This is a genomic window from Pseudoalteromonas sp. B131b (assembly GCF_037162545.1).
Taxonomy (GTDB): Bacteria; Pseudomonadota; Gammaproteobacteria; order Enterobacterales; family Alteromonadaceae; genus Pseudoalteromonas; species Pseudoalteromonas fuliginea.
Genome location: NZ_JARLUZ010000001.1, coordinates 1,802,554 through 1,822,364 on the forward strand (window position 1 = coordinate 1,802,554; position 19,811 = coordinate 1,822,364).

Consider the following 19,811-nt stretch of genomic DNA (forward strand, 5'->3'; position numbering starts at 1 on the left):
TGCTCATGCCGCTTGCAATCGCTTTAGCAATCAGTAACGCGGTAGCTGCTAGCAACTATATTAATGAACAACAAGTTACCACCGCGTCAAAACAGAAGTCTGGGCCTGCAGCAACGAAGGGCACAGCGGTAACACAGCCGGATCAATTTGGGATCCGCAAGCTAGATATGTCAAATCCACAGCACTATCAATTGGCAAAGTCACGATTGATAAAAGCAAATCGTATTGAGAGTGATTATCCGCAACTACATAAAACGCTAGATGTAGCTAAAGGACAGCATTTATCAGCAAAAATGAACATGACAACGTCTGAAGTGCCACCGGTTAGTGAAGCTGAAGTCGATATCATCAAAGAAGCGCATTTCTTCTTGGATATGAACTTAGCCATTTCATCAGATACAAACGAGCCATATATTATTGTACGTGCAAAAAGCTCACGTTTTGGCGGTACAAAAGCGACTTACATCGACTTATTATTAGAAGATGCAAACGGCAATCAGCTTGCTCCTTTGGGCTCTACATTTAATGTGTTGTATGGCAAAGACACGCTTGCAACTTCGACTATTTCACTGAAATCATTGAAGGCAAACTTCCCAAATTTAGATACCATTTATGCCAGTTCATATGTGGAACTTGAGCAAGAAGATGGCACCATCAGTACAACGATGAAGTATACTGAATACCCCTTCTCATGGGAGCATTTTGAAGCACTTTATGGCTCAGCTTCACCAGCTGCAAAGGGCGACGCTCCAGTATCTGCACTTAACGTTGGGATCAGTTCATCATTGGACACACGTCCAAAATACAATGCAACTGCACCTATCGATAAAAACAATGATGCTGTTATTAAAATCTGTCTAAACCGTAGTCATGCAGACTGTGACTACGCAGCAGATCAAATTGGAGATCCTAACGAAATTACGGATGTAAACATCCCATTCAACGGTGAATTACGCATTCCTCACGAGATCACTGATATTTATCCAACTATAGGTGATTTACCAAACGGTATAGATGAGCCAACAAATATCTATTTACAAGAAGGTATCTATGGTGGCGCGACAAAGCAAAGCTACAAAGGACTCGAAAATGCAGTTAAACAATTTTCTGACTATTTAGAATTTGAAGTTGATAGTGCAAACCAAGAGTCGATCATCCGCTGGAACATCCCGCGTTCAGAAGGTCGTTTTGGCAATGCCAAACTTTTCTCGAATATCGCCCAAGCAAACTGGTATATGACATTTGCTGTTAAAGGTTATCCGTACTTTAAAAAGGGACGTGGTGGCGCGAATGCATTCCAAGTATCGTTAACGTCAGAGACATCAGCGCGTTTTGGTAACTTTTATAGTGAAGTGTTGCCTATGATGAAGCTTGGTTACAGTTGTTTAGCAACCGGCACAATGATCACTATGGCCGATGGCAAGCAACGCGCTATTGAAGATATTGCGAAAGGCGATTTGGTGTTAGGTGCACTAGCTTCGAATACTCAAGTTAAAGAACCTATGCAAGTTATTGATGTGTCAGTAGGAATTGAAGCGATTAAGATGTATCGCATAAAAGGCGCTGATGGCTCTGATATCTTAACAACTGAAACCCACCCAATTTCTACCTCTAATAAAGGTCTTATTTGGGCGAAAGAACTGCAAATAGGTGATCGTATTCTTACGGAAACAGGTTCTGTGCTTGTTACTAATGTAACAAAAGAGAAGTACAAAGACAAAATCTACAATTTGAAACTGGCGCCTACAGAAAATTCGAAATTCGCTGAGTCTCGTAATTTTGCAATGTTTGCAAACGGCATGGCGGTAGGGGATTTGGCTACTCAAGACGAATTGAACTACAAAGATCAGAATATTCGCATGTCAGAAGAAGAGATTCTTCAACGCCTTCCTGAAAAGTGGAAAACTGACTATATCAACAGTTTGGATTAATCAGGCCACTAGGCCTTTCTATTCGAAAGGCCATACTTCTCTGTAAGGAATTAAATATGAAATTTACATATTCTCCATTGGCACGTGCCATGGGGGTAGCGGTTTTTTTGCCTGTAGTTTTTCAACCGCAGCTGAGCAAATAGGCAATTTTAACTTTGCTACTCAAGCAAGTAACTCTGACTTAGATTCAGTCACGCTAGGTACCGCTTACCACAGTGAAAAAGAAGGTTTTTATGCACTGCAAAGTGTACTTGGTCAAGTAGATGAAACCTATGGTAATACTGAAATGGATTTTGTTGTCGGTGTTGACATGAGTTATAGCCAACTATCGAGTATGCTTGATGGTAACTTAGGAGCGGCCCTTGATGTCCCCGTAATAAAAGTGGGGGTTGGCGCAAGCTACGCAAAACAAAATACTGCAGATAACTACACCGGTACTTACACACTATTTCTCTCCTTAAAGCCAAAAAAACGGCTGTTAGTTGCAGATCCTCAAACAGGGTTTAAACCTACACAAGCCGCGCTTGATTTGGCCAATGCTAATCCAGGAGACAAATTCAATAATATTGGTAATGAGTTCGTGTCAGCGATTGAATATGGATCTCAAGTGATGATCAACCTCAAGTTCCAATATAAAAATGACGAAGACAAAGTAAAATGGGGGGGACAGCTTGGTGTAGATTGGGCTGGTAAAGTCAATGTCAGTGGTAAATTGCAAAAAGTAGACGAAGACGTGAAACGTAATATCAAAATTACGGTTTCAGCATTACAGTTTGGTGGCGACCCGATAGAGCTTTTGAAGGTGATCCCAAATCAACTCGTCAACTGTACGATGGAAAACCCGACACCATGCTTTGATGTTTTTAAAAACAGCATCGATTACATCAAAACCAACTACGTTGCTCAGTTTGATACCTTGGATAAATATAACGTCGGTAGAGTATTGACACAAAGTTACACCGATTCAGGGCCAAGTCTATCTCCTTTAGTACCTGATGATGTGTACCCAGCTAAAAGCATCTTGACTAAATTGGCGCTCAAAAACATGAGTGATGATTGGGTGCAGGCAATTCTCGATAATCGTCGTGCGGATAACGTACTCAATTACTACGCCAGTGAGTTGAATAACTCACATCGAACTGCATTAGAAACCATTCGCGATAATTCACTCTTTAACTCTTTTATTTTGGCGGACGCCGTTGATTTTTGTAAGCGTAATCCAATAGGCAATTATTGCCGTGATAGAGAGCTACAGACTCGTGGCCGCGTTCATCAATATGACCGTAAATGGCTAGAATTATAAGGAATAAGACTATGTTAAAAGTCATGCTAACCAGCACATTAATTACCTCGTTTGCTGCCATAATAGTGCCATCAGTACAAGCGAATACGACTTTATTTGAATCTCGAGATGTACTCACACCACAGCAAGCGTTAGGTCGCTTTCAATGGTTGGAAAAGTGCTATTCAGGATTATTGGTTGAGGTCTCTGATAATATTTTCGACCCCACAACCCCCATTCCAAACGATGAGAAAATAGCGGATCTTAAAAAAGTGATGCTATACGAAAATAATACCCTTAGGGGAGATGCTAAATATCTCACCTTTGGTGACGAAGATAATGCGAATCCTAAGAACTGGTTTGCGGGTAAATTACCAACTACCTCTTGTTTTCAGATCCCGTCTGACTATCGGATCAGTGCTGTTATGGTCACCCCTACAATGCCAAACTACTGTACGACAAAGTCTCGTGAGCGAACCTACGAATTCATCCAATCGGTGAAATTTTCCAATATTGATAACACCAGCAGCAGCACCTTTTACAGTAACTATGTTGGCGATACCGCGAAAATATATGCAGATAAAAGCTACCAGTTAACATTAACCCCGGGATTTAGTAGTGCAGAAGCATACCCTGAAACTTGGCATGTGTTTATTGATTGGAACCAAGACGGTGATTTCAATGATACAAAAGAAACCTTGTTTGCTGGTGTTTCTGAGCAAGCAACTCAGGTCGAAATTACCCCACCAACAGGTGCAAAAAAGGGCATGACGAAAATGCGCGTTACCATGGATTACTTGGGTGGCAGCAATGATGCATGTAAAGAAGTAGACTCCGGAGAGGTAGAAGATTACCTCCTTTACGTGAAGTAATAGGTGGCAACATGAACTTATACAAACAGACTATCGCGGCACTTATTGCCTGCACTACACCTTTCGCATTCGCAGATTCAAATTTTGTGAATGAAGCACAGCTAATGCAAAAAGCACTCAATGTGAATACCTTCCAAAGTGAAATACCTGGATTGGTGAACGATCACATTGTGTTGGGTACAGCCTATAACAGCGATCAAAAACGCTTTTTGAATGTTCAAACTGTCGCAGGTGAAACCATTGAAACCCTTGGTAATACTCGTGTGCAATTTGAATTAATAAATAATGGCAGCTACGACGCAGTTCTTCGTCAGCTAAATGGTAATGTTGATGTAGATGTTGGCTTTCCTGTTATTCGTATTAAAGCGGGTGGTCATTTAGCCAAGGAAATGTCCTCTACTGAGTTTTCGAATACTTATACCTTCCAAGCATCGTTGACACCCAAAAAACGTGTTCTTATGCCAACAGATGCCAATATTGGTTATACATTGACACCTTCAGGTAATACGCTAGCAAATGAGTATCAAAGTAAACTAATGAGCATGGCTGGTGATGCCTTTATTAGTGAGATTGAATACGGTGCTCAGTTACTTATTAACATGAAAATTGAGTACTTAAGTGAGCAGCACAAAAGTGAAATTGGCGGTTATTTAGGCGTTAGCTATGGCGCAGGAAATATTGGTATTAGCGTCGATGGTAAGCTTAATTATATTGACGAAGATCTTAAGAAAAGTGTGCGTATCACCGTCAGAGCATTGCAAAAAGGGGGATCCTAAGCAGCTGCTAAGTATAATTCCTAACAATATTATCACTTGTTCACTTGATAACTATGAGCCTTGCTTTACCTTATTTGAGCAAGCGGTGAACTATGCGAAGAACGACTTTGGCAATCAGTTTAATGCACTCTCTGATTATAATGTTGTGCGTTACAAAGCGACTCCTTACGAGATCAGTTCACAGGATTTACGTCGCTTAGACTCCGGTAATAAAGATATTCGCTTTGAAACTACCTACCGTACTTTATGGCTTGAAGATCAATTCAAAAAGTCGGTTAATCATGAGCACCGTGCTCGTGGTGTGCTTGCACAATACGCTAGCTGGATGACTGATGTACAACGTCAAAAAGCAGAAAGCGTGCAGGAAGCCGCTTACAATAACGCTTGGATTTATGAGCAATATGCCCGGGTTTGTCGCGATAACCCTTATGGGGCAGCATGTTCAGATGCATGGAATGATTACCTCAACACCTGTGGTGGTAGCGGTGTCGGCTGCATACAAAGCTACACGCTTGCTGATCTGAATATACCAGCGGATAACATGAGCCAATATTTCAAATGCGAAAATGCTCGAGAGGCAACCGCGAACTTTGGTATTGAAGAAAACCATGTATCGCTTGGGTTTAGACAATTAGGTTGGGCACCATCATTTGTTGATGCTAATGACCCCGCTGCGGGTGTGATGGCATGGCTACCATGTAAATCAGCCCTTCCAACCTATGGAGCTGCTTTTGAAAATTAGCGAGTAATAAAAAATGCTAAGATTCAATTAGTAAAATTGGGACGTGGTAAGTAATAAACAATCGAATATTGAGTTATTGCTTCCTCGCCCTTTGCCTCTGCAAACCATTTACAGGAATTTATGTATGCACTTAATAACCATATTAATAGTGCTCTGTGGCCTGTTAAGCTTTTACGCAAATGGACATACCTATTACTCTTTAAATACCGAACAAGAACAGCTTGGACACGGGTTTGAGCAGAAATTAGGCATACCGCTTGAACCATGCCTCGATGGTCAGTGGCAATTTCAAGGCGGTAGTATGGGCGATTTGGCTTATCGTGGCGACTTTGACTCAGATACCATGATCAATACCATCACAGGCAGCGTAAAGGCTGGTATCAACTTGGTTATTTTTGGAGGTTCAGCCAAATTTTCCATGCGCAGGAAAGTAACAAAAAATAGAAATTCTGCCGCCTCGGCAGTAGAATTAACCTATGAAAAAGGAAGTTATAACTTTGAAAATAGAACGACTAAAATGGCTATTCAAGGGCTACTAAATACAGATCCAAATCAAGTAAGAAGCCGCTGTGGTGACAGCTTTATCCACAATATCAAACTCGGCTCGCGTATCTATGTAACAGCCAAACTCCATTTTAAAGATCGCGCTAAATACGAATGGTTTCAGACTAAAATCAAAGTGAAGTTTCTTTTTTAGTAAGACTTTTACTAAAACTAAAGTATTTCAAGAAGCTACCAAAGATGCTGTATATACTATTCAGGTGAACACCGATGGTGGTATGACGCCAGAACTAGCAGGGCTAAGTAAAAATGGCACTATGCATTGTAAAACCGATAATCTAACTCCTTGTATAACGTATGCCGATAATTTGTTTAGCTATTTATTTGATGGTGGTGACTATGTTGATGATCTTAAAGACGAACATTTAAATATTTTAAAGTATGAAGTCGAAAGTTACGAGGATTCTGGCCATTATGACTTAGCCTATGCTGGTCAAGCTGCAATATCTGAGCGCTATATTGCGCTGTCCGCAAGGCTCAGAAGCTATCAAGATTTAGTTTATGACGAGATAGAGAGGTTGAGTGCGTTTAAAGCGGTATCTGAAGAGCCGCTTGAAATCGAGCAACTAGCAGCGCGTATTACTGCACGTAATACTCAACGTATCGGACTTGAGCAAGCTGGCGAGTATTGTGCAATTTTGCCCGGAACAACTCTTTGCGAAAGCCGTATTGAGTCTGCGATAGCGAACGTTGACTAGTTGAACAAATATTTGGAAGAATATCTGCGATACTGCACGGTCTTAACCCGTTGTCTAGCCACATTAGTTAGATTGTTCTTTAACTAATGGGGTTATTTAACCTGAATTTGGATGAAAAACAGGCTAATCGAAACCTCAAGTTACTTACACACTACAGTCTATAATTTAGCCTAATAAATTGAAAAAATAGCGTATTTGTTCTAGAGTGTAAACTTAATGATAAAAAGCTAAAGTTAACTTATATTTCATTGATTTATAATGTCTTTTTATATGCCCATCGACTAAGGATAGCCAATGACTTTTTTTAAATCACTTTTATTGCCGACAAATCTCATCCAATTAAATCTTATTCGATTTAAACAATTCACCTCTATATTTATTACTTTATTCCTCGTTTCGTGTGGCGGCGGCAGCTCTGGCTCTCCTGAGATAAAACTACCGCCAATTGAAGAACCGCTAAACTCTGTTACTGAAGTACCAACAAATCAAATATTACATGCGTTTTTTCGTGATCAAGATAGTTCTATTGGCAAACTATCTGGCAGCGTAACTATTGTCGCGCCTGAAGTTATTGATAGTGACCCCGCTAGAGTTGAGTCTGTATGGGCTTATTGGGTAGATGAGCAAGGAAATAAACAGGGTGATGCTTGGTTAAAAACTATGAAAAAATCGGTTTACGATCTTAATATTCCAGAGGATACAAGTATACCTGAAAATACCAATGCGTTACTTCTTTTGCCGGTAAACACCATTGGACAGGCCACGAAAGGTACCCTTATTCCCTTTCATGATTTCATCGGTAATGTTGAATTATCGGGGCCTGGTGGAAATAAAGTTCACACTTGGGATTATGGCGTTGGTCGCAAGAAAATTTCAATTCAACGCACAGAAGATCAAGGTGGATTATGTATTTTTGATAATGGTTTAGTTAGTATTACGCATATGAATAATACTAAGGATGAAGTTGGGGAGAGTTATAATCGTAACGAACTCCCTAACGATATTAATGAGAATGCCTTCCCTCCTTATTCCTTTTTATGTGGTACGCAGCCAACACATTCCGAAGATATGATTTCTGATGAGACTGGGGTTTGGACGTATTCAACGCTAAATGACGCCATGTTTTACGGCACACTAGTTTACAATAGCTTTGTTAAATACCTAGGGGAGCCGCCACTGGAGGACAAAATTAGAATCCGTGTCCACTATGGTCAACAATATGAACAAAGCGCCTTTTGGGATGGCGCATATGCCAACTTTGGTGATGCGTATCCATTATTTTACTCAATGGCTTCACTTGACATCATTGCGCACGAAGTAGGCCATGGAGTTTTAAATAGAATATCTGATTTAAATCGATTCGATCATGAAATTAGTACTGATGCTCGTACCTTGCATGAAGCCTTTGGCGATATCTCAGGTGTAATGGCAAAATACGAGTTTACGGGACATTCAGATAATTGGATTCACGGCCAAGAGAATGGCGGCTTTATTCGTCATCTCGATCAGATAAAAACTGAAAATGGTGCAATTGATAGCTTTCTTGATTATGAAGAGGCTGGTGATAATTTCTATTTACGCATTGGTATGATCACCTACCCATTTTATTTACTATCAAATCAATGGGGAATAGAGCCTACCTATAAAGTGTATTTAAATTCAGCGAAGGTCTGTTGGAGTGCGTTGACCACACTAACTGAAGCTGCTGAATGTATTAAACAGCAAGCAGGAGTAGCTGGCTTATCTGAAGAAGATGTTGTTGAAGCTTTTAAGGTGGTAAAAATAAAACTTTTTGACCAAGGCGTGCTTAGCTATTTTAATGCAGAGAAAATTAAATTACGCACTCAGTTTACCGATGATAGCCGCTCAACGAGTCAAGTAGTTCAATGGTTATGGGATTTTGGAGACGGCCAAACTTCAACAGAAGCAAGCCCCGAGCATATCTTCGCAGAATCTGGAAGCTACTCAGTTAAGTTGACAGTAACTGATCAATCCGATGATCAGGATACCTTTGAGCGGCTTATTCAAGTAACAGATGAGTATTGTTCAATAAACTCAGCTAGCGTCGATAAGCACATCACTCATGTTTTAGTTGGTGGTAACAACATTAATTATAGTTCAACAGCATGGGACTATACCCAAATGCCTATAGAGCTAATAGATCCCAGCAATACTATCATTAATATTCAAGGAGATACTGAAGTAACAGAGCGATCTACCTCATGGAAAGTTTGGATTGACCTCAACGATAATGGAATTTATGGCGATGAGGTTAATGAGCTTGTCGTAGATGAATTTGTCGAAGAGGGGCAACCTTATGGCCTTAATACTATACTCGATTTATCAACGCTGCCAAGGAGCAGTCAGGCTAAATTTATGAGAATTATTGGTGACTATGCCGTTTTTGGTCCTTGTTCTTCGAGTATAGGGGAAGCACTAGATTTAAGAGTGAGTTGGCAGTAAATTCGGTTAATACACCCTATTGAGTCGAGCTATTTATACTAGAGCGCGCTGAACTTTGAGGTATGAAAAATAAATAGCATGAAGGAAAGGCATAATTGAACTCGCTAAAAAACGATACACCGAATCCTCATACCAAGATTAATGTTCACAGGCGTCATGGATATCTTATCAAAAGTAATGTGCTTAAGTGGTCTAATTTATAATCAGTTTGATCATAGAAAAACGCTTGAAAGCATTATAATCTGTGCACAGATATTCCATGGCGAGATCTGACTTCTTACTTTGGTGCATGGAGTGCCATATGGAGGCGGTTTAACTTATGGACTAAAAAAGATATTTTGAACTAATTGTTTCGCTTATTATCTCGCGCTGCGATTAAATCGTCCCTAAGTCGAACCATTTTCCATCTTGAAAGGTCAACACGCCCTCGTTATTTACGATAATGAATGATCACTTTTTCAAATGCTTTGGCAATGTTATTATCGCGTTGGATTTTATTTAATAGAGTTATCGTGATTACTTTCCCTATTTCGTTATTAGTCAATTGGCAATGCACATCACAAGTAAGTGATTTATCATCCTCTGAACGTGAGTGGCTTTTTGAGCCACATTCCTTAACAGTTAAATTAAAAAGCAGGGCGCAAGTATTTAGCGTAAAAGTGCTCAGTGAAAAAATTTTTGATTTAACACTTGAGCAAAAAGCATTGCTTGGCTGCGAAGCCTCAACGGCATTAAACCGAGAAGTACTTTTATTGTGCGATAATATTCCCATGGTATATGCACAAAGCTGGCTGCCAGATAATCAATTATCAAATCAACCAAAAAACCCTCTGCATAATATGGGGGATCGCCCATTAGGCGATGTTATTTTTCAAAATCGAGAGCTCGTGCGCAAAGAGATAGAAGTCGCTCGTTTTGATACAGAGCACCCGATACAGCAATTAGCATTACAACTAAACTTACCAATACAAAAGTTGTTAGGCCGACGTAGCGTATTTTCGCTTAAAGATTACAATTTTTTGGTCTGTGAAGTGTTTTTACCTGGAGCGTACCTTTACTCATGAAGCTAGCAACCTTAAAGTCACAGCATCTCCCTTACTACATACAACTTATGCGTGTAGATAAACCAATTGGTACACTATTGTTACTTTGGCCAACCTATTGGGCTTTATGGCTTGCTAATGATGGAATGCCTAGCTTAGTCAACTTTGTTGTATTTACGCTTGGCGTTATCGTTATGCGAAGTGCAGGTTGCGTAATCAATGATTTTGCTGATAGAGAGATAGATGGCTCAGTAAAGCGGACCGCCCAGCGTCCATTGGCTTCGGGGCTGGTTAGCAGTGGTGAAGCACTTAGTTTGTTTTTACTATTAATAGTCATAGCATTTATTTTAGTGTTGATACTCAGTTTTAATACTATTTTACTTTCTTTTGGGGCGTTGGCATTAGCCTTTTGTTATCCGTTTATGAAGCGCTACACACAGTTACCTCAAGTTGTACTCGGGGCAGCATTTGGCTGGGCAATACCGATGGCTTATATGGCTTCGATAAATGCACTTCCTTTACAGGCTTGGTTATTATTTATTGCTAATATTTGCTGGACGGTAGCCTACGACACAATGTATGCAATGGTAGACAGAGATGATGATTTAAAAATAGGCGTTAAATCGACGGCTATTTTGTTTGGTGAATACGATCGTCACATCATTTTTTTCCTTAATATGACCTTTGTAGTTATAGTGGCTTTTATAGGTTTTATTAATGAACTATCAACTGCATTTGGAGTTGGATTAAGTGTCGCTGCTGGTTTGTTGTTTTATCAGCAAACACTTATCCACAAACGTGAGCGCGGGGCATGTTTTAAAGCATTTTTAAATAATCACTATGTTGGATTAGCTATTTTTATAGGTTTATTGTTTTCGTATCCAATGGCTATTTAGTTTGAGTCATCTTTAGCGAGGCGGATCAATAATGCCGCTGATAGATGCGTTTTTTCTAAACCACCCAGCAATTGAATAACGATTATCTATGGCTGGCAATACCTCATGTACAAAACGCTCACTTTCAAATAAAACCAATGTACCGGCTTGAGGTTTTATTATTATTTCAATTTCTTTGCTTTTGGTTTTGTAGACAACGAGTTCACCACCTTGTGCAGGAGTATTTAGGTAAAGCACACTGGTAAAAACTCTGTTTGAGCGGCCTTTAAAAGCATCAACGTGTTTTTTATAAAAATCACCTTCAGTATATTTTGCATAGTGACATTCATAGTCAAATAAGCCCATGAAAAAAGTACGGTTAAGCGTTGTACGAATACTTTCCATAGTCGCTTGATAAGTTAATTGCGCTTGTGAGGTACCATCAAACCAAAAGGTCTTATCTTTGCGGATAGTATCGTCAATTTGCAAATTATTTAAACGGCCAATACCAGCGAGGCTAAATTGAGGATTTATACGATAACAGTCAGCCATTAAATCAATAATAAGCTCTTCATTTATAGCATTAGGTATAACAGTGTAGCCAAGCTCTTCGATATCATTTAAATAAGTATCGTCGGCTGAAAAGTTAATCATTCAAGTGGGTCATTTTTTGAAGGTGCGACAGTGTAGCTCAAAAGAAGTTAAAAGCTATCACTTTGTGTCGCACTTATCTCAAGACAAAACGAGGTTAGTTGATTGTCGTTGCGGCTTTTTTAATGAGAGATAACAGTTGATCTATATGTTCATTAACAGCTGTCTGTTTGTTTGTTTGTACGACTAACTGTTCGTGGCTTAAACTCTTATTTGTTTTTAGCTGAATTAACTCAGAGTGCTCAGCTACAGCATTCGTATGCTCTATGCTAGCAATAGCAAAGTGGTCTGACTTTTCTAAACCAGCTATGACCTGTTCAATACTACCCACTTTAATGCTTGATGACTTATTTAAAGAGTCAATTGCTTCATTTAGCATTGTTTGAACTTGTTTTGATTGCGAAAAGCAACCATACATCGGGTAGCTATCAAGGTCGTGCTTACTAATGTCATTTTTTTGAGCTAATGGGTGATTTTTAGATACGAATAAAATGAGTTGATCTGGTAAATGTATATCACTGCCAATACTATTAATCGCTTGTGAATATACGCTAATATCAATTTCACCTAGTTGAAGCTTTCGGCTCAGTTCGTGTTCTTCTTGCAGTTGCATTTCTATTTTTACATGTGGGTACTGTGCTAAAAATTGCCCGCAAGAAATAGGTACAACATTACTTGCTTTATTGGTGTAACCAATAATTAATCTCTCACCTGTTTTTCCATTTACGGATTGAAAAATAAGCTTTTTAGTAAGCTCTAGCTCAGATAAAGTGTTTTTTGCGTAATCAAGGAATAGCTCACCTTGCTGAGTTAGCTTTACAGAACGAGTTGAACGTTTAACTAGTTCGTATCCCATTTCATCCTCAAGTGTTTGAATACTTCGCGTAAGTGCGGAGGTGCTGATTTGGGTTTGTTCTGCTGCTTGTCTGAAATGGCGTAGTATGCCGAGTGCTACAAATTGTTCTAATTGTTCAAATCTCACTTTATAGTCCCTTTTTATAAGTAAGTCGCGGATGCCGCGAACATCAATTATATTAATTTTTAGCTAAACAAAATAGTAAAATTTAATATCTAAATGCGTTTGCAAATTTATGACAAATTTTGGTCAGGATATCCCCCTTTTAATATTTATCAAAGAGGTAAATTGTTAAAAAGTATTATCCTTTAGCCTTAAAACTCATGATTTATTACTTACCTAGTATCCTTTTTAGGGATAAGTAAATCATAAAAAAGACTTTGTAATCAATTTTTTATATATTCTAGTAAAGACGAACATTCTAAATTAAGAAAAAAGTATGCCACATAATAGGGTATTGATTAAGCACAATTTACGAATAGTTGAATGAACATTGACACATATCAGCTTTTTATTTAACAAAGTTACGATTAACACGGTTGCTTAATGGTTTGTTTTCTATGCTTTGGAGTTCTATTTCAATAGCATCACATGATATGTGGATTTCAAATAAAGAGGTTAATAACGATAAACTTAAGCAAGTTAAGCTAACACCAAATAAAATAATGCCCGCTGTATTAAATTCAATAAATAGTGCAAACATGGATAAAGTGCATAATAAAAATGATGCCACACCATATACTTGCATAGTTCTAATTAGCTTAATACGCTTTCTCAAGTTTGTTATTTGCGCGACGACAACGGGACGAATTGACTCTCCTTCTCGTGCATTTAGTTCCCGAATTAATTGTGCTAATACTAAAAATCGGTTTGTGTAGGCAAGTAATAACAATGATATTGCAGGAAAAAGTAAACCTGGAGTGGTGAGTGTCATAATGTATCCTTAAGTGGTATTACTAGCTTTAATTTGTACAGCGTAACGCAAGATATTGTATACATAAAATAAACGAGGTGGAAATTGCAAAATACTAATAATACAAACGAAACAGTAGGCTCTTTTCAATGGGTAACAATTTATAATGCCGAAAATACCCTTGAAGCTAATATTCTTAAAGGTTTAATACAAACAAGTGGTATTGAATGCCAAATTAAAGGAGAGATGTTGCAAGGCGCAATGGGAGAAATCCCATTTGATCAAACCCAAGCTAGCGTGCAGGTTTATGCGATAAAAGAGCGCCATGCGCGACAAATATTGGTAAACTATCAACAAGTAAAACAATCCGCTCCAGATTGGGTATGCCCTAACTGTAATGAGCATAATGGATCAACATTTGATTTTTGTTGGTCATGTGAGACATTAAAGAATGACTAAAGCAAATAATTTTCAGCGTATTAGAGAGCTAAACTATTTACAAAAAGCCGTTTTAGCGAGTGCTTTAATTGAGCGAATGCTGCCAAATTACGGTTTATTTAGCGAAGCAACAGGGTTTGGTGACGAAACCTTATTACGAAATTCGCTTAATGTTTGTTGGGAAAAAATATTACTACCTAAAAGTAAAATAGATCTCGAGAAACAAGTTGAAAAAATAGAGCCAAATGTTCCTGAACTTGCTGATTTTGATATGTTTGGTACGTATCCAGCTATTGATGCAGCAACGTCGTTACTTAGCTTAATGCACGGTTTAATGGCGCAAGACGAGCAAGAGTTCATTAGTGTAAGCAAAATATCGCAAGCGACCGTTGCGCGTTTTATTGAATACCAAATGACAGTTGAAGGTGAAATCGCAGATAATACCGCCGTTAGAGAGCATCCATTAATGCAATACGAGATTGAAGTATTGGGTGAGCTAATTGATTTTGTAGAGAATATGGGGCGTATTACCTCCGATAGCGTAAAGGCACTTAAAAAGTTTGCCCTTGAAGATGGCCAAACAAATATTGGTCTTTCGTTATAAAAATAGTTTAGTAATAATTTAAAAAGGCTGGAGAAATACTGTGCGAATTTTAGGCATTGAATCGTCGTGTGATGAAACGGGTATAGCAATATACGATGATAAAAAAGGCTTGTTAGCTCATCAATTATATAGCCAAGTAAAAGTACACGCTGATTATGGCGGTGTAGTGCCGGAACTTGCATCACGCGATCATGTTCGTAAAACGCTACCGCTTATAGATGCTGCTTTTGCGCAAGCTGGTTGTGGCCCCGAAGATTTAGATGGTATTGCTTATACTGCAGGACCTGGCTTGGTTGGCGCACTACTTGTAGGTACCTCCATTGGCCGCTCTCTAGCATACGGGTGGGATATTCCTGCGGTAGCGGTTCATCACATGGAAGGGCATTTACTTGCCCCTATGCTTGAGGAAAATATCCCTGAGTTTCCGTTTATTGCTTTATTAGTATCTGGCGGTCATACCATGATGGTTAAAGTAGCAGGTATTGGACAATACGAAGTACTAGGTGAGTCGGTTGATGATGCTGCAGGTGAGGCTTTTGATAAAACGGCTAAGTTGCTTGGTCTTGATTACCCCGGTGGTCCGCGCTTAGCTAAAATGGCTGAACAAGGTGTTGCTAAACGCTTTGTATTTCCTCGTCCGATGACTGATAAGCCAGGCCTTGATTTTAGTTTTAGTGGTTTAAAAACAGCTGCATCAATCACTATTCGTGAAAATGATGATGACGAACAAACTAAAGCCGATATAGCGCATGCATTTCAAACTGCAGTTATTGATACGCTTGTTATTAAATGTAAGCGAGCACTTAAACAAACCGGTATTAAACGTTTAGTCATTGCAGGCGGAGTAAGTGCAAATACACAGCTTCGTTTACAGCTTGAGCGCGTTATGAAGGGCATGAAAGGCGAGGTTTTTTATCCTCGTACTGAGTTTTGTACCGACAATGGAGCAATGATTGCTTATGCGGGTATGCAGCGTTTAAAAGCAGGGCAATTTGCCACGCTTGATATGAAAACAAAACCGCGTTGGCCAATAGATAGCTTGGAAGCTATTTGATACTCGATATATTAAATGTTTTAATTTTCATCTGTGGGTGTTTTTTTAGTGCCCACTTTTGGTTCATCGCCACTAAATAATCTAATAATATTAGTGCGATGACGAAAAATAATTAAGATCGTAATAAAAGCGACTGGTAATGTATAAAGTGGTTTTATTAGCCAAGTATACAAAGGTGCTAAAGAGACAGTAACTAATGCTGCAAGTGATGAATAACGTGTAACTGCAATAATAACTAACCACGTAAAAATAAGTAAACCTGCCAGCGATAAACCAATAGGTAATAATGACCCAAATGCTGTAGCGACTGCTTTACCGCCTCTGAAACTAAAAAACAGTGGATACATATGCCCTAAACACGCAGCAACTGCAATCAAACCTAACTCAAATGGCTCAAACTTTAAAAAATAAGCGCCCCAGACCGGAATCGTCCCTTTTAAAATATCAAAAATTAACACTAAGCAAGCAGGTAATGCACCTCCCAATCTATAAACATTAGTTGCGCCTGGGTTGTTAGAACCATGGCTTCGAGGATCTGGAAGGGTGAATAGTCGTGACACCAATATGGCCGATGAAATTGACCCGAGTAAATAAGCTAAAACAAATATCAAAATGGCTAACACACGCTTCCTTACTTTTTTATTGTTATACCAACCACATTTAATGCAATTGGTATTGCTTTTGGGCTATTATTGGCGGCAAAATTTATCGTAAAAATTATTATGCTTCTTTCATTACTAGCTAACCTAGCTATTTTGTTATTGTAGAAGGATTTTTTACATATTTAAACACTGATTAAAGCATATACAGCATTAATTTTTTTGATGCTTTATATAACAAGTTCAGTCGTTTTGGTTATTTGGAGTATCAATGGACAAGGTATTTATATCTCAATTGCACGTCGACACTATTATTGGAGTGTACGACTTTGAAAAAGAAAGTAAACAGAGCCTTTATTTTGATATTGAAATGCTGAGTGATATTAAACCCGCAGCTGCGAATGACGATATTAATTTAGCACTTGATTACTCAAAAGTAAGTGAGCGAGTTATTGAGCACTGCACTGCAAAACCAGTTGAATTACTCGAAACATTAGTAGAACAATTAGCGCAAATTATTTTGACTGAATTTAATACTCCACAAGTAACAATTAAAGTAAGTAAACCCGCAGCAGTGGCGCAAGCGCAAACTGTAGGTGTTGAAATTACACGCGCTAAGGTAAGTAACTAAATGGCGCAGATTTATATCAGCCTTGGGTCAAATATAAATAAAGTACATCACATGCAGTCTGCATTAATCGCACTTGAGAGCCACTTTAAAAAAATTATTCACTCGTCTGTTTTTGAGAGTGAAGCGGTGGGGTTTGCTGGTAATAATTTTTATAACTCAGTGGTTGCAGCGACAACAAGCATGGCATTGGCTGATGTATGCGCTCTACTTAAGCAAATAGAACGTGATAATGGCCGTACTGCCAGTGACAAAAAATTTAGCCCTCGGACACTGGATTTAGATTTACTGTTTTACGACGATGTAATTTGCCAAAGCCCTGCACAACTGCCTCGTGACGAAATAACTAAAAATGCATTTGTATTACAGCCTCTGAGCGAGGTTGCTCCTGATTTTTATCACCCTGTAGCTAAACAAACAATTGCCCAGTTATGGAGTGCGTATAATAACCCTCAACAAAAATTATGGAAGGTGGAGTTTTCTAACCCATGAGTATTATTGAAATAATTATTTTAGCCCTCATTCAGGGGTTTACTGAGTTTCTACCTATATCGAGTTCAGCGCATTTAATTTTACCATCGCAAGTTTTAGGCTGGGAAGATCAGGGACTTGCATTTGATGTCGCTGTTCACGTTGGGACTTTAATTGCGGTCGTTATTTATTTTCGTAAAGAGGTGGCCGATATACTTACTGGGTGGTTTAAATCATTTGGCGCACAAGGTACTACAGATGATAGTAAGTTAGGCTGGTGGATTATTTTAGGCACTGTTCCAGCGGCTATTTTAGGCTTACTGCTAAAAGACTTAGTTGAATTGTATTTACGCAGTGCATGGGTTATTGCCACAACGACCATTGTATTTGGTTTACTCCTTTGGTACGCCGATGCAAAAGGTAAGCAAATTAAAACTATTTACCAACTTAATTGGAAAACAGCGCTTCTCATCGGTTTTGCACAAGCTGTTGCAATGATCCCGGGAACTTCTCGCTCAGGTATTACCATGACTGCTGGTTTAATGCTTGGAATGAATAAGCAAAGCGCAGCGCGTTTTTCGTTTTTACTGGCAATTCCTATTATTTCTATGATGGGGCTATATTACACAGTAGAGCTTGCGCTAGGCGATCATGTTGTAGATTGGAACACGTTATTACTAGGTGTGGGGTTATCGTTCCTATCAGCTTATGCATGTATATTTATGTTTTTGAAAGTGATAGAGCGAATGGGTATGCTGCCGTTTGTAATATACCGCTTATTACTAGGTGTTGGCTTGATTGTATTTTTGACAATGTAGTTAACCACCGACGAACAAAAAAGCCTTCTAACTTAAGAAGGCTTTTTTGTTATTAAAGTGTTGTTTTTTGGCATGAGTGAAATGCTTACTCGCAATGGTAACTCAGCACTAATTTTGGCATTATAGCGCCATTAAACTTTACATTACTGTAAAGTGGTCACGCGATTTAAGGAAAGTATATGCATATACATATTTTGGGCATTTGTGGCACGTTTATGGGTGGTATTGCAGCCATAGCTAAATCGTTGGGTCATAAAGTAACCGGCTCTGATCAAAACGTTTACCCGCCAATGAGTACGCAACTTGAAGATCTTGGTATTGAATTAACCCAAGGCTATGACGTATCTCAATTAGATCCAAAGCCTGATATGGTGGTTATTGGTAATGCAATGAGCCGTGGTAACCCGTGTGTTGAATATGTCCTTGATAAAGGTCTGCCTTATACTTCAGGTCCTGAATGGCTTAAACATAATTTATTGCAAAACTCATGGGTGCTTGCTGTAGCAGGGACCCATGGAAAAACAACCACAGCGAGTATGTTGGCATGGGTATTAGAATACGCTGGCTTAAAGCCTGGGTTTTTAATTGGCGGCATAGTACAAAACTTTGGTATATCAGCGAAAGTGGGCGAAACGCCATTTTTTGTTATTGAAGCCGATGAATACGACACAGCTTTTTTTGATAAGCGCAGTAAGTTTGTGCATTACCTCCCGCGTACGCTTATTTTAAATAACCTTGAATTTGATCATGCTGATATTTTTGAAGATTTAAACGCAATAAAAAAACAATTTCATCACTTAATGCGTACATTACCCCAAAGCGGCAAGGTAATTTGGCCAAAGCAAGACGTAGCGCTTAATGACGTAATAGCACAAGGGCTTTGGAGCGAAAGCGAAACGCTCGGTGTTGATTGGAATTATGAGCTAATAAAAGCCGATGGTAGTGAGTTTAATGTATTACTTAATGGCGAAAAGCAGGGAGTTGTTCGCTGGCAAGCAATAGGCGAGCATAATGTTAAAAATGCGATAATGGCTATAGCTGCTGCGCGCCATGTGGGTATAGCCATTGATCATAGTATTGATGCGTTAGGAGAATTTATTAGCCCTAAAAGGCGTATGGAGCTTAAGGCTGATATAAATAATATTAAAGTGTATGACGACTTTGCGCATCACCCAACGGCAATTAAAACAACGCTTGCGGGCTTGCGCGCAAAAGTAGGCTATGAAAAAATTATCGCTATTTTAGAGCCGCGCTCAAACACCATGAAAATGGGCGTACACCAACATACATTATTAGATTCACTGCGTGATGCTGACGAGGTACTACTTTTTGAACCAGAGAATCTAAATTGGTCGCTAAAAGAACAAGCAGATAAAGCGGGTATGCAGTGCTTTAACAGTACACAAACAATTATTGATACAGTGCTTGAAAATATTGAGCCTAATCAACACATTTTAATTATGAGCAATGGCGGTTTTAATGGCCTTCATCAACACCTTGTTAATGGTTTAGCTGCTAAATACAGCGGAGAATAAC

The 19,811-nt window shown here is 39.0% G+C and carries 22 protein-coding genes; 18 read left to right on the forward strand and 4 right to left on the reverse strand.

Going from position 1 to position 19,811, the window contains the following annotated elements:
- The first annotated feature begins 5 nt into the window (after nt 1-5).
- The 11 genes from P4S65_RS08160 (at nt 6) to ubiA (ending at nt 11,264) form a co-directional block, all read left to right on the forward strand.
- Nucleotides 6-1,931, forward strand: coding sequence for a Hint domain-containing protein (locus P4S65_RS08160; protein WP_232525503.1), 1,926 nt, complete (start codon nt 6-8; stop codon nt 1,929-1,931).
- A 286-nt stretch (nt 1,932-2,217) separates the two neighbouring features.
- A complete protein-coding gene (locus P4S65_RS08165; RefSeq protein WP_337119927.1) occupies nt 2,218-3,234 on the forward strand; it encodes an internalin in 1,017 nt (338 codons plus the stop codon).
- A gap of 11 nt (nt 3,235-3,245) precedes the next feature.
- A complete protein-coding gene (locus tag P4S65_RS08170) occupies nt 3,246-4,085 on the forward strand; it encodes a GEVED domain-containing protein (protein ID WP_096792585.1) in 840 nt (279 codons plus the stop codon).
- A gap of 11 nt (nt 4,086-4,096) precedes the next feature.
- Nucleotides 4,097-4,861: a hypothetical protein gene (locus tag P4S65_RS08175; RefSeq protein WP_337119928.1), complete on the forward strand. Its 765-nt coding sequence runs from the start codon at nt 4,097-4,099 to the stop codon at nt 4,859-4,861.
- Nucleotides 4,862-4,946: 85 nt separating this feature from the next.
- The gene (locus P4S65_RS08180) at nt 4,947-5,603 is read left to right on the forward strand and encodes a hypothetical protein (protein WP_232525507.1); all 657 of its coding nucleotides are present in this window, start codon (nt 4,947-4,949) and stop codon (nt 5,601-5,603) included.
- A 124-nt stretch (nt 5,604-5,727) separates the two neighbouring features.
- A complete protein-coding gene (locus tag P4S65_RS08185; protein WP_337119929.1) occupies nt 5,728-6,300 on the forward strand; it encodes a hypothetical protein in 573 nt (190 codons plus the stop codon).
- A gap of 82 nt (nt 6,301-6,382) precedes the next feature.
- On the forward strand, nt 6,383-6,862 hold the full coding sequence (locus tag P4S65_RS08190) for a hypothetical protein (RefSeq protein WP_337119930.1): 480 nt from the start codon (nt 6,383-6,385) through the stop codon (nt 6,860-6,862).
- Between the two features lie 294 nt (nt 6,863-7,156).
- Complete coding sequence (locus P4S65_RS08195) at nt 7,157-9,325, forward strand: PKD domain-containing protein (RefSeq protein ID WP_337119932.1); 2,169 nt, start codon at nt 7,157-7,159, stop codon at nt 9,323-9,325.
- Nucleotides 9,326-9,567: 242 nt separating this feature from the next.
- Complete coding sequence (locus P4S65_RS21890) at nt 9,568-9,672, forward strand: transposase (protein WP_096794080.1); 105 nt, start codon at nt 9,568-9,570, stop codon at nt 9,670-9,672.
- Nucleotides 9,673-9,837: 165 nt separating this feature from the next.
- On the forward strand, nt 9,838-10,389 hold the full coding sequence (locus P4S65_RS08200) for a chorismate--pyruvate lyase family protein (RefSeq protein ID WP_096792587.1): 552 nt from the start codon (nt 9,838-9,840) through the stop codon (nt 10,387-10,389).
- Nucleotides 10,386-11,264, forward strand: coding sequence for a 4-hydroxybenzoate octaprenyltransferase (ubiA, locus tag P4S65_RS08205; protein WP_007377866.1), 879 nt, complete (start codon nt 10,386-10,388; stop codon nt 11,262-11,264). The genes P4S65_RS08200 and ubiA overlap by 4 nt, the downstream gene beginning before the upstream one ends.
- A 12-nt stretch (nt 11,265-11,276) precedes the next feature.
- On the opposite strand, the gene P4S65_RS08210 is transcribed toward ubiA, so the two are convergent.
- The 3 genes from P4S65_RS08210 to P4S65_RS08220 all read right to left on the reverse strand — a co-directional run bounded on the left by P4S65_RS08210 (nt 11,277) and on the right by P4S65_RS08220 (nt 13,684).
- Nucleotides 11,277-11,897: a 2OG-Fe(II) oxygenase gene (locus P4S65_RS08210; protein WP_007377865.1), complete on the reverse strand. Its 621-nt coding sequence runs from the start codon at nt 11,895-11,897 to the stop codon at nt 11,277-11,279.
- A 94-nt stretch (nt 11,898-11,991) separates the two neighbouring features.
- A complete protein-coding gene (locus P4S65_RS08215; RefSeq protein WP_337119933.1) occupies nt 11,992-12,876 on the reverse strand; it encodes a LysR family transcriptional regulator in 885 nt (294 codons plus the stop codon).
- 385 nt (nt 12,877-13,261) lie between these two features.
- The gene (locus P4S65_RS08220) at nt 13,262-13,684 is read right to left on the reverse strand and encodes a DUF2721 domain-containing protein (RefSeq protein ID WP_007377863.1); all 423 of its coding nucleotides are present in this window, start codon (nt 13,682-13,684) and stop codon (nt 13,262-13,264) included.
- An 84-nt stretch (nt 13,685-13,768) separates the two neighbouring features.
- Between P4S65_RS08220 and P4S65_RS08225 the strand changes: the two genes are divergently transcribed.
- Genes P4S65_RS08225 through tsaD form a run of 3 tightly spaced genes read left to right on the forward strand, consistent with a single transcriptional unit; the run spans nt 13,769 to nt 15,759 of the window.
- The gene (locus P4S65_RS08225; protein ID WP_008134890.1) at nt 13,769-14,122 is read left to right on the forward strand and encodes a putative signal transducing protein; all 354 of its coding nucleotides are present in this window, start codon (nt 13,769-13,771) and stop codon (nt 14,120-14,122) included.
- Nucleotides 14,115-14,705, forward strand: a complete 591-nt coding sequence (locus P4S65_RS08230; RefSeq protein WP_008134889.1) for a YjaG family protein — start codon at nt 14,115-14,117, stop codon at nt 14,703-14,705. The genes P4S65_RS08225 and P4S65_RS08230 overlap by 8 nt, the downstream gene beginning before the upstream one ends.
- 40 nt (nt 14,706-14,745) lie before the next feature.
- Complete coding sequence (gene tsaD, locus P4S65_RS08235) at nt 14,746-15,759, forward strand: tRNA (adenosine(37)-N6)-threonylcarbamoyltransferase complex transferase subunit TsaD (protein ID WP_337119935.1); 1,014 nt, start codon at nt 14,746-14,748, stop codon at nt 15,757-15,759.
- 20 nt (nt 15,760-15,779) lie between these two features.
- On the opposite strand, the gene plsY is transcribed toward tsaD, so the two are convergent.
- The gene (gene plsY / locus P4S65_RS08240; protein WP_337119937.1) at nt 15,780-16,382 is read right to left on the reverse strand and encodes a glycerol-3-phosphate 1-O-acyltransferase PlsY; all 603 of its coding nucleotides are present in this window, start codon (nt 16,380-16,382) and stop codon (nt 15,780-15,782) included.
- Between the two features lie 247 nt (nt 16,383-16,629).
- Between plsY and folB the strand changes: the two genes are divergently transcribed.
- The 4 genes from folB (at nt 16,630) to mpl (ending at nt 19,810) form a co-directional block, all read left to right on the forward strand.
- Entirely contained in the window at nt 16,630-16,989 is a 360-nt protein-coding gene (folB, locus tag P4S65_RS08245) for a dihydroneopterin aldolase (RefSeq protein ID WP_033030921.1), read from the forward strand.
- On the forward strand, nt 16,990-17,478 hold the full coding sequence (folK, locus tag P4S65_RS08250; RefSeq protein ID WP_033040089.1) for a 2-amino-4-hydroxy-6-hydroxymethyldihydropteridine diphosphokinase: 489 nt from the start codon (nt 16,990-16,992) through the stop codon (nt 17,476-17,478).
- The gene (locus P4S65_RS08255; protein ID WP_007377856.1) at nt 17,475-18,275 is read left to right on the forward strand and encodes an undecaprenyl-diphosphate phosphatase; all 801 of its coding nucleotides are present in this window, start codon (nt 17,475-17,477) and stop codon (nt 18,273-18,275) included. Before folK ends, P4S65_RS08255 begins: the two co-directional genes overlap by 4 nt.
- Nucleotides 18,276-18,454: 179 nt before the next feature.
- Nucleotides 18,455-19,810, forward strand: coding sequence for a UDP-N-acetylmuramate:L-alanyl-gamma-D-glutamyl-meso-diaminopimelate ligase (gene mpl, locus P4S65_RS08260; protein WP_096792591.1), 1,356 nt, complete (start codon nt 18,455-18,457; stop codon nt 19,808-19,810).
- Nucleotide 19,811: the final 1 nt, after the last annotated feature.

Bases quoted from the DNA above. Each gene is read 5' to 3' on its own strand.
- P4S65_RS08210 (WP_007377865.1), bottom strand. From the start codon at position 11,897: ATGATTAACTTTTCAGCCGACGATACTTATTTAAATGATATCGAAGAG.
- mpl (WP_096792591.1), top strand. From the start codon at position 18,455: ATGCATATACATATTTTGGGCATTTGTGGCACGTTTATGGGTGGTATT.
- P4S65_RS08185 (WP_337119929.1), top strand. From the start codon at position 5,728: ATGCACTTAATAACCATATTAATAGTGCTCTGTGGCCTGTTAAGCTTT.
- P4S65_RS08230 (WP_008134889.1), top strand. From the start codon at position 14,115: ATGACTAAAGCAAATAATTTTCAGCGTATTAGAGAGCTAAACTATTTA.
- folB (WP_033030921.1), top strand. From the start codon at position 16,630: ATGGACAAGGTATTTATATCTCAATTGCACGTCGACACTATTATTGGA.
- P4S65_RS08220 (WP_007377863.1), bottom strand. From the start codon at position 13,684: ATGACACTCACCACTCCAGGTTTACTTTTTCCTGCAATATCATTGTTA.
- P4S65_RS08175 (WP_337119928.1), top strand. From the start codon at position 4,097: ATGAACTTATACAAACAGACTATCGCGGCACTTATTGCCTGCACTACA.
- P4S65_RS08165 (WP_337119927.1), top strand. From the start codon at position 2,218: ATGGATTTTGTTGTCGGTGTTGACATGAGTTATAGCCAACTATCGAGT.
- P4S65_RS08195 (WP_337119932.1), top strand. From the start codon at position 7,157: ATGACTTTTTTTAAATCACTTTTATTGCCGACAAATCTCATCCAATTA.
- folK (WP_033040089.1), top strand. From the start codon at position 16,990: ATGGCGCAGATTTATATCAGCCTTGGGTCAAATATAAATAAAGTACAT.
- P4S65_RS08190 (WP_337119930.1), top strand. From the start codon at position 6,383: ATGACGCCAGAACTAGCAGGGCTAAGTAAAAATGGCACTATGCATTGT.
- ubiA (WP_007377866.1), top strand. From the start codon at position 10,386: ATGAAGCTAGCAACCTTAAAGTCACAGCATCTCCCTTACTACATACAA.
- P4S65_RS08160 (WP_232525503.1), top strand. From the start codon at position 6: ATGCCGCTTGCAATCGCTTTAGCAATCAGTAACGCGGTAGCTGCTAGC.
- P4S65_RS08255 (WP_007377856.1), top strand. From the start codon at position 17,475: ATGAGTATTATTGAAATAATTATTTTAGCCCTCATTCAGGGGTTTACT.
- P4S65_RS08170 (WP_096792585.1), top strand. From the start codon at position 3,246: ATGTTAAAAGTCATGCTAACCAGCACATTAATTACCTCGTTTGCTGCC.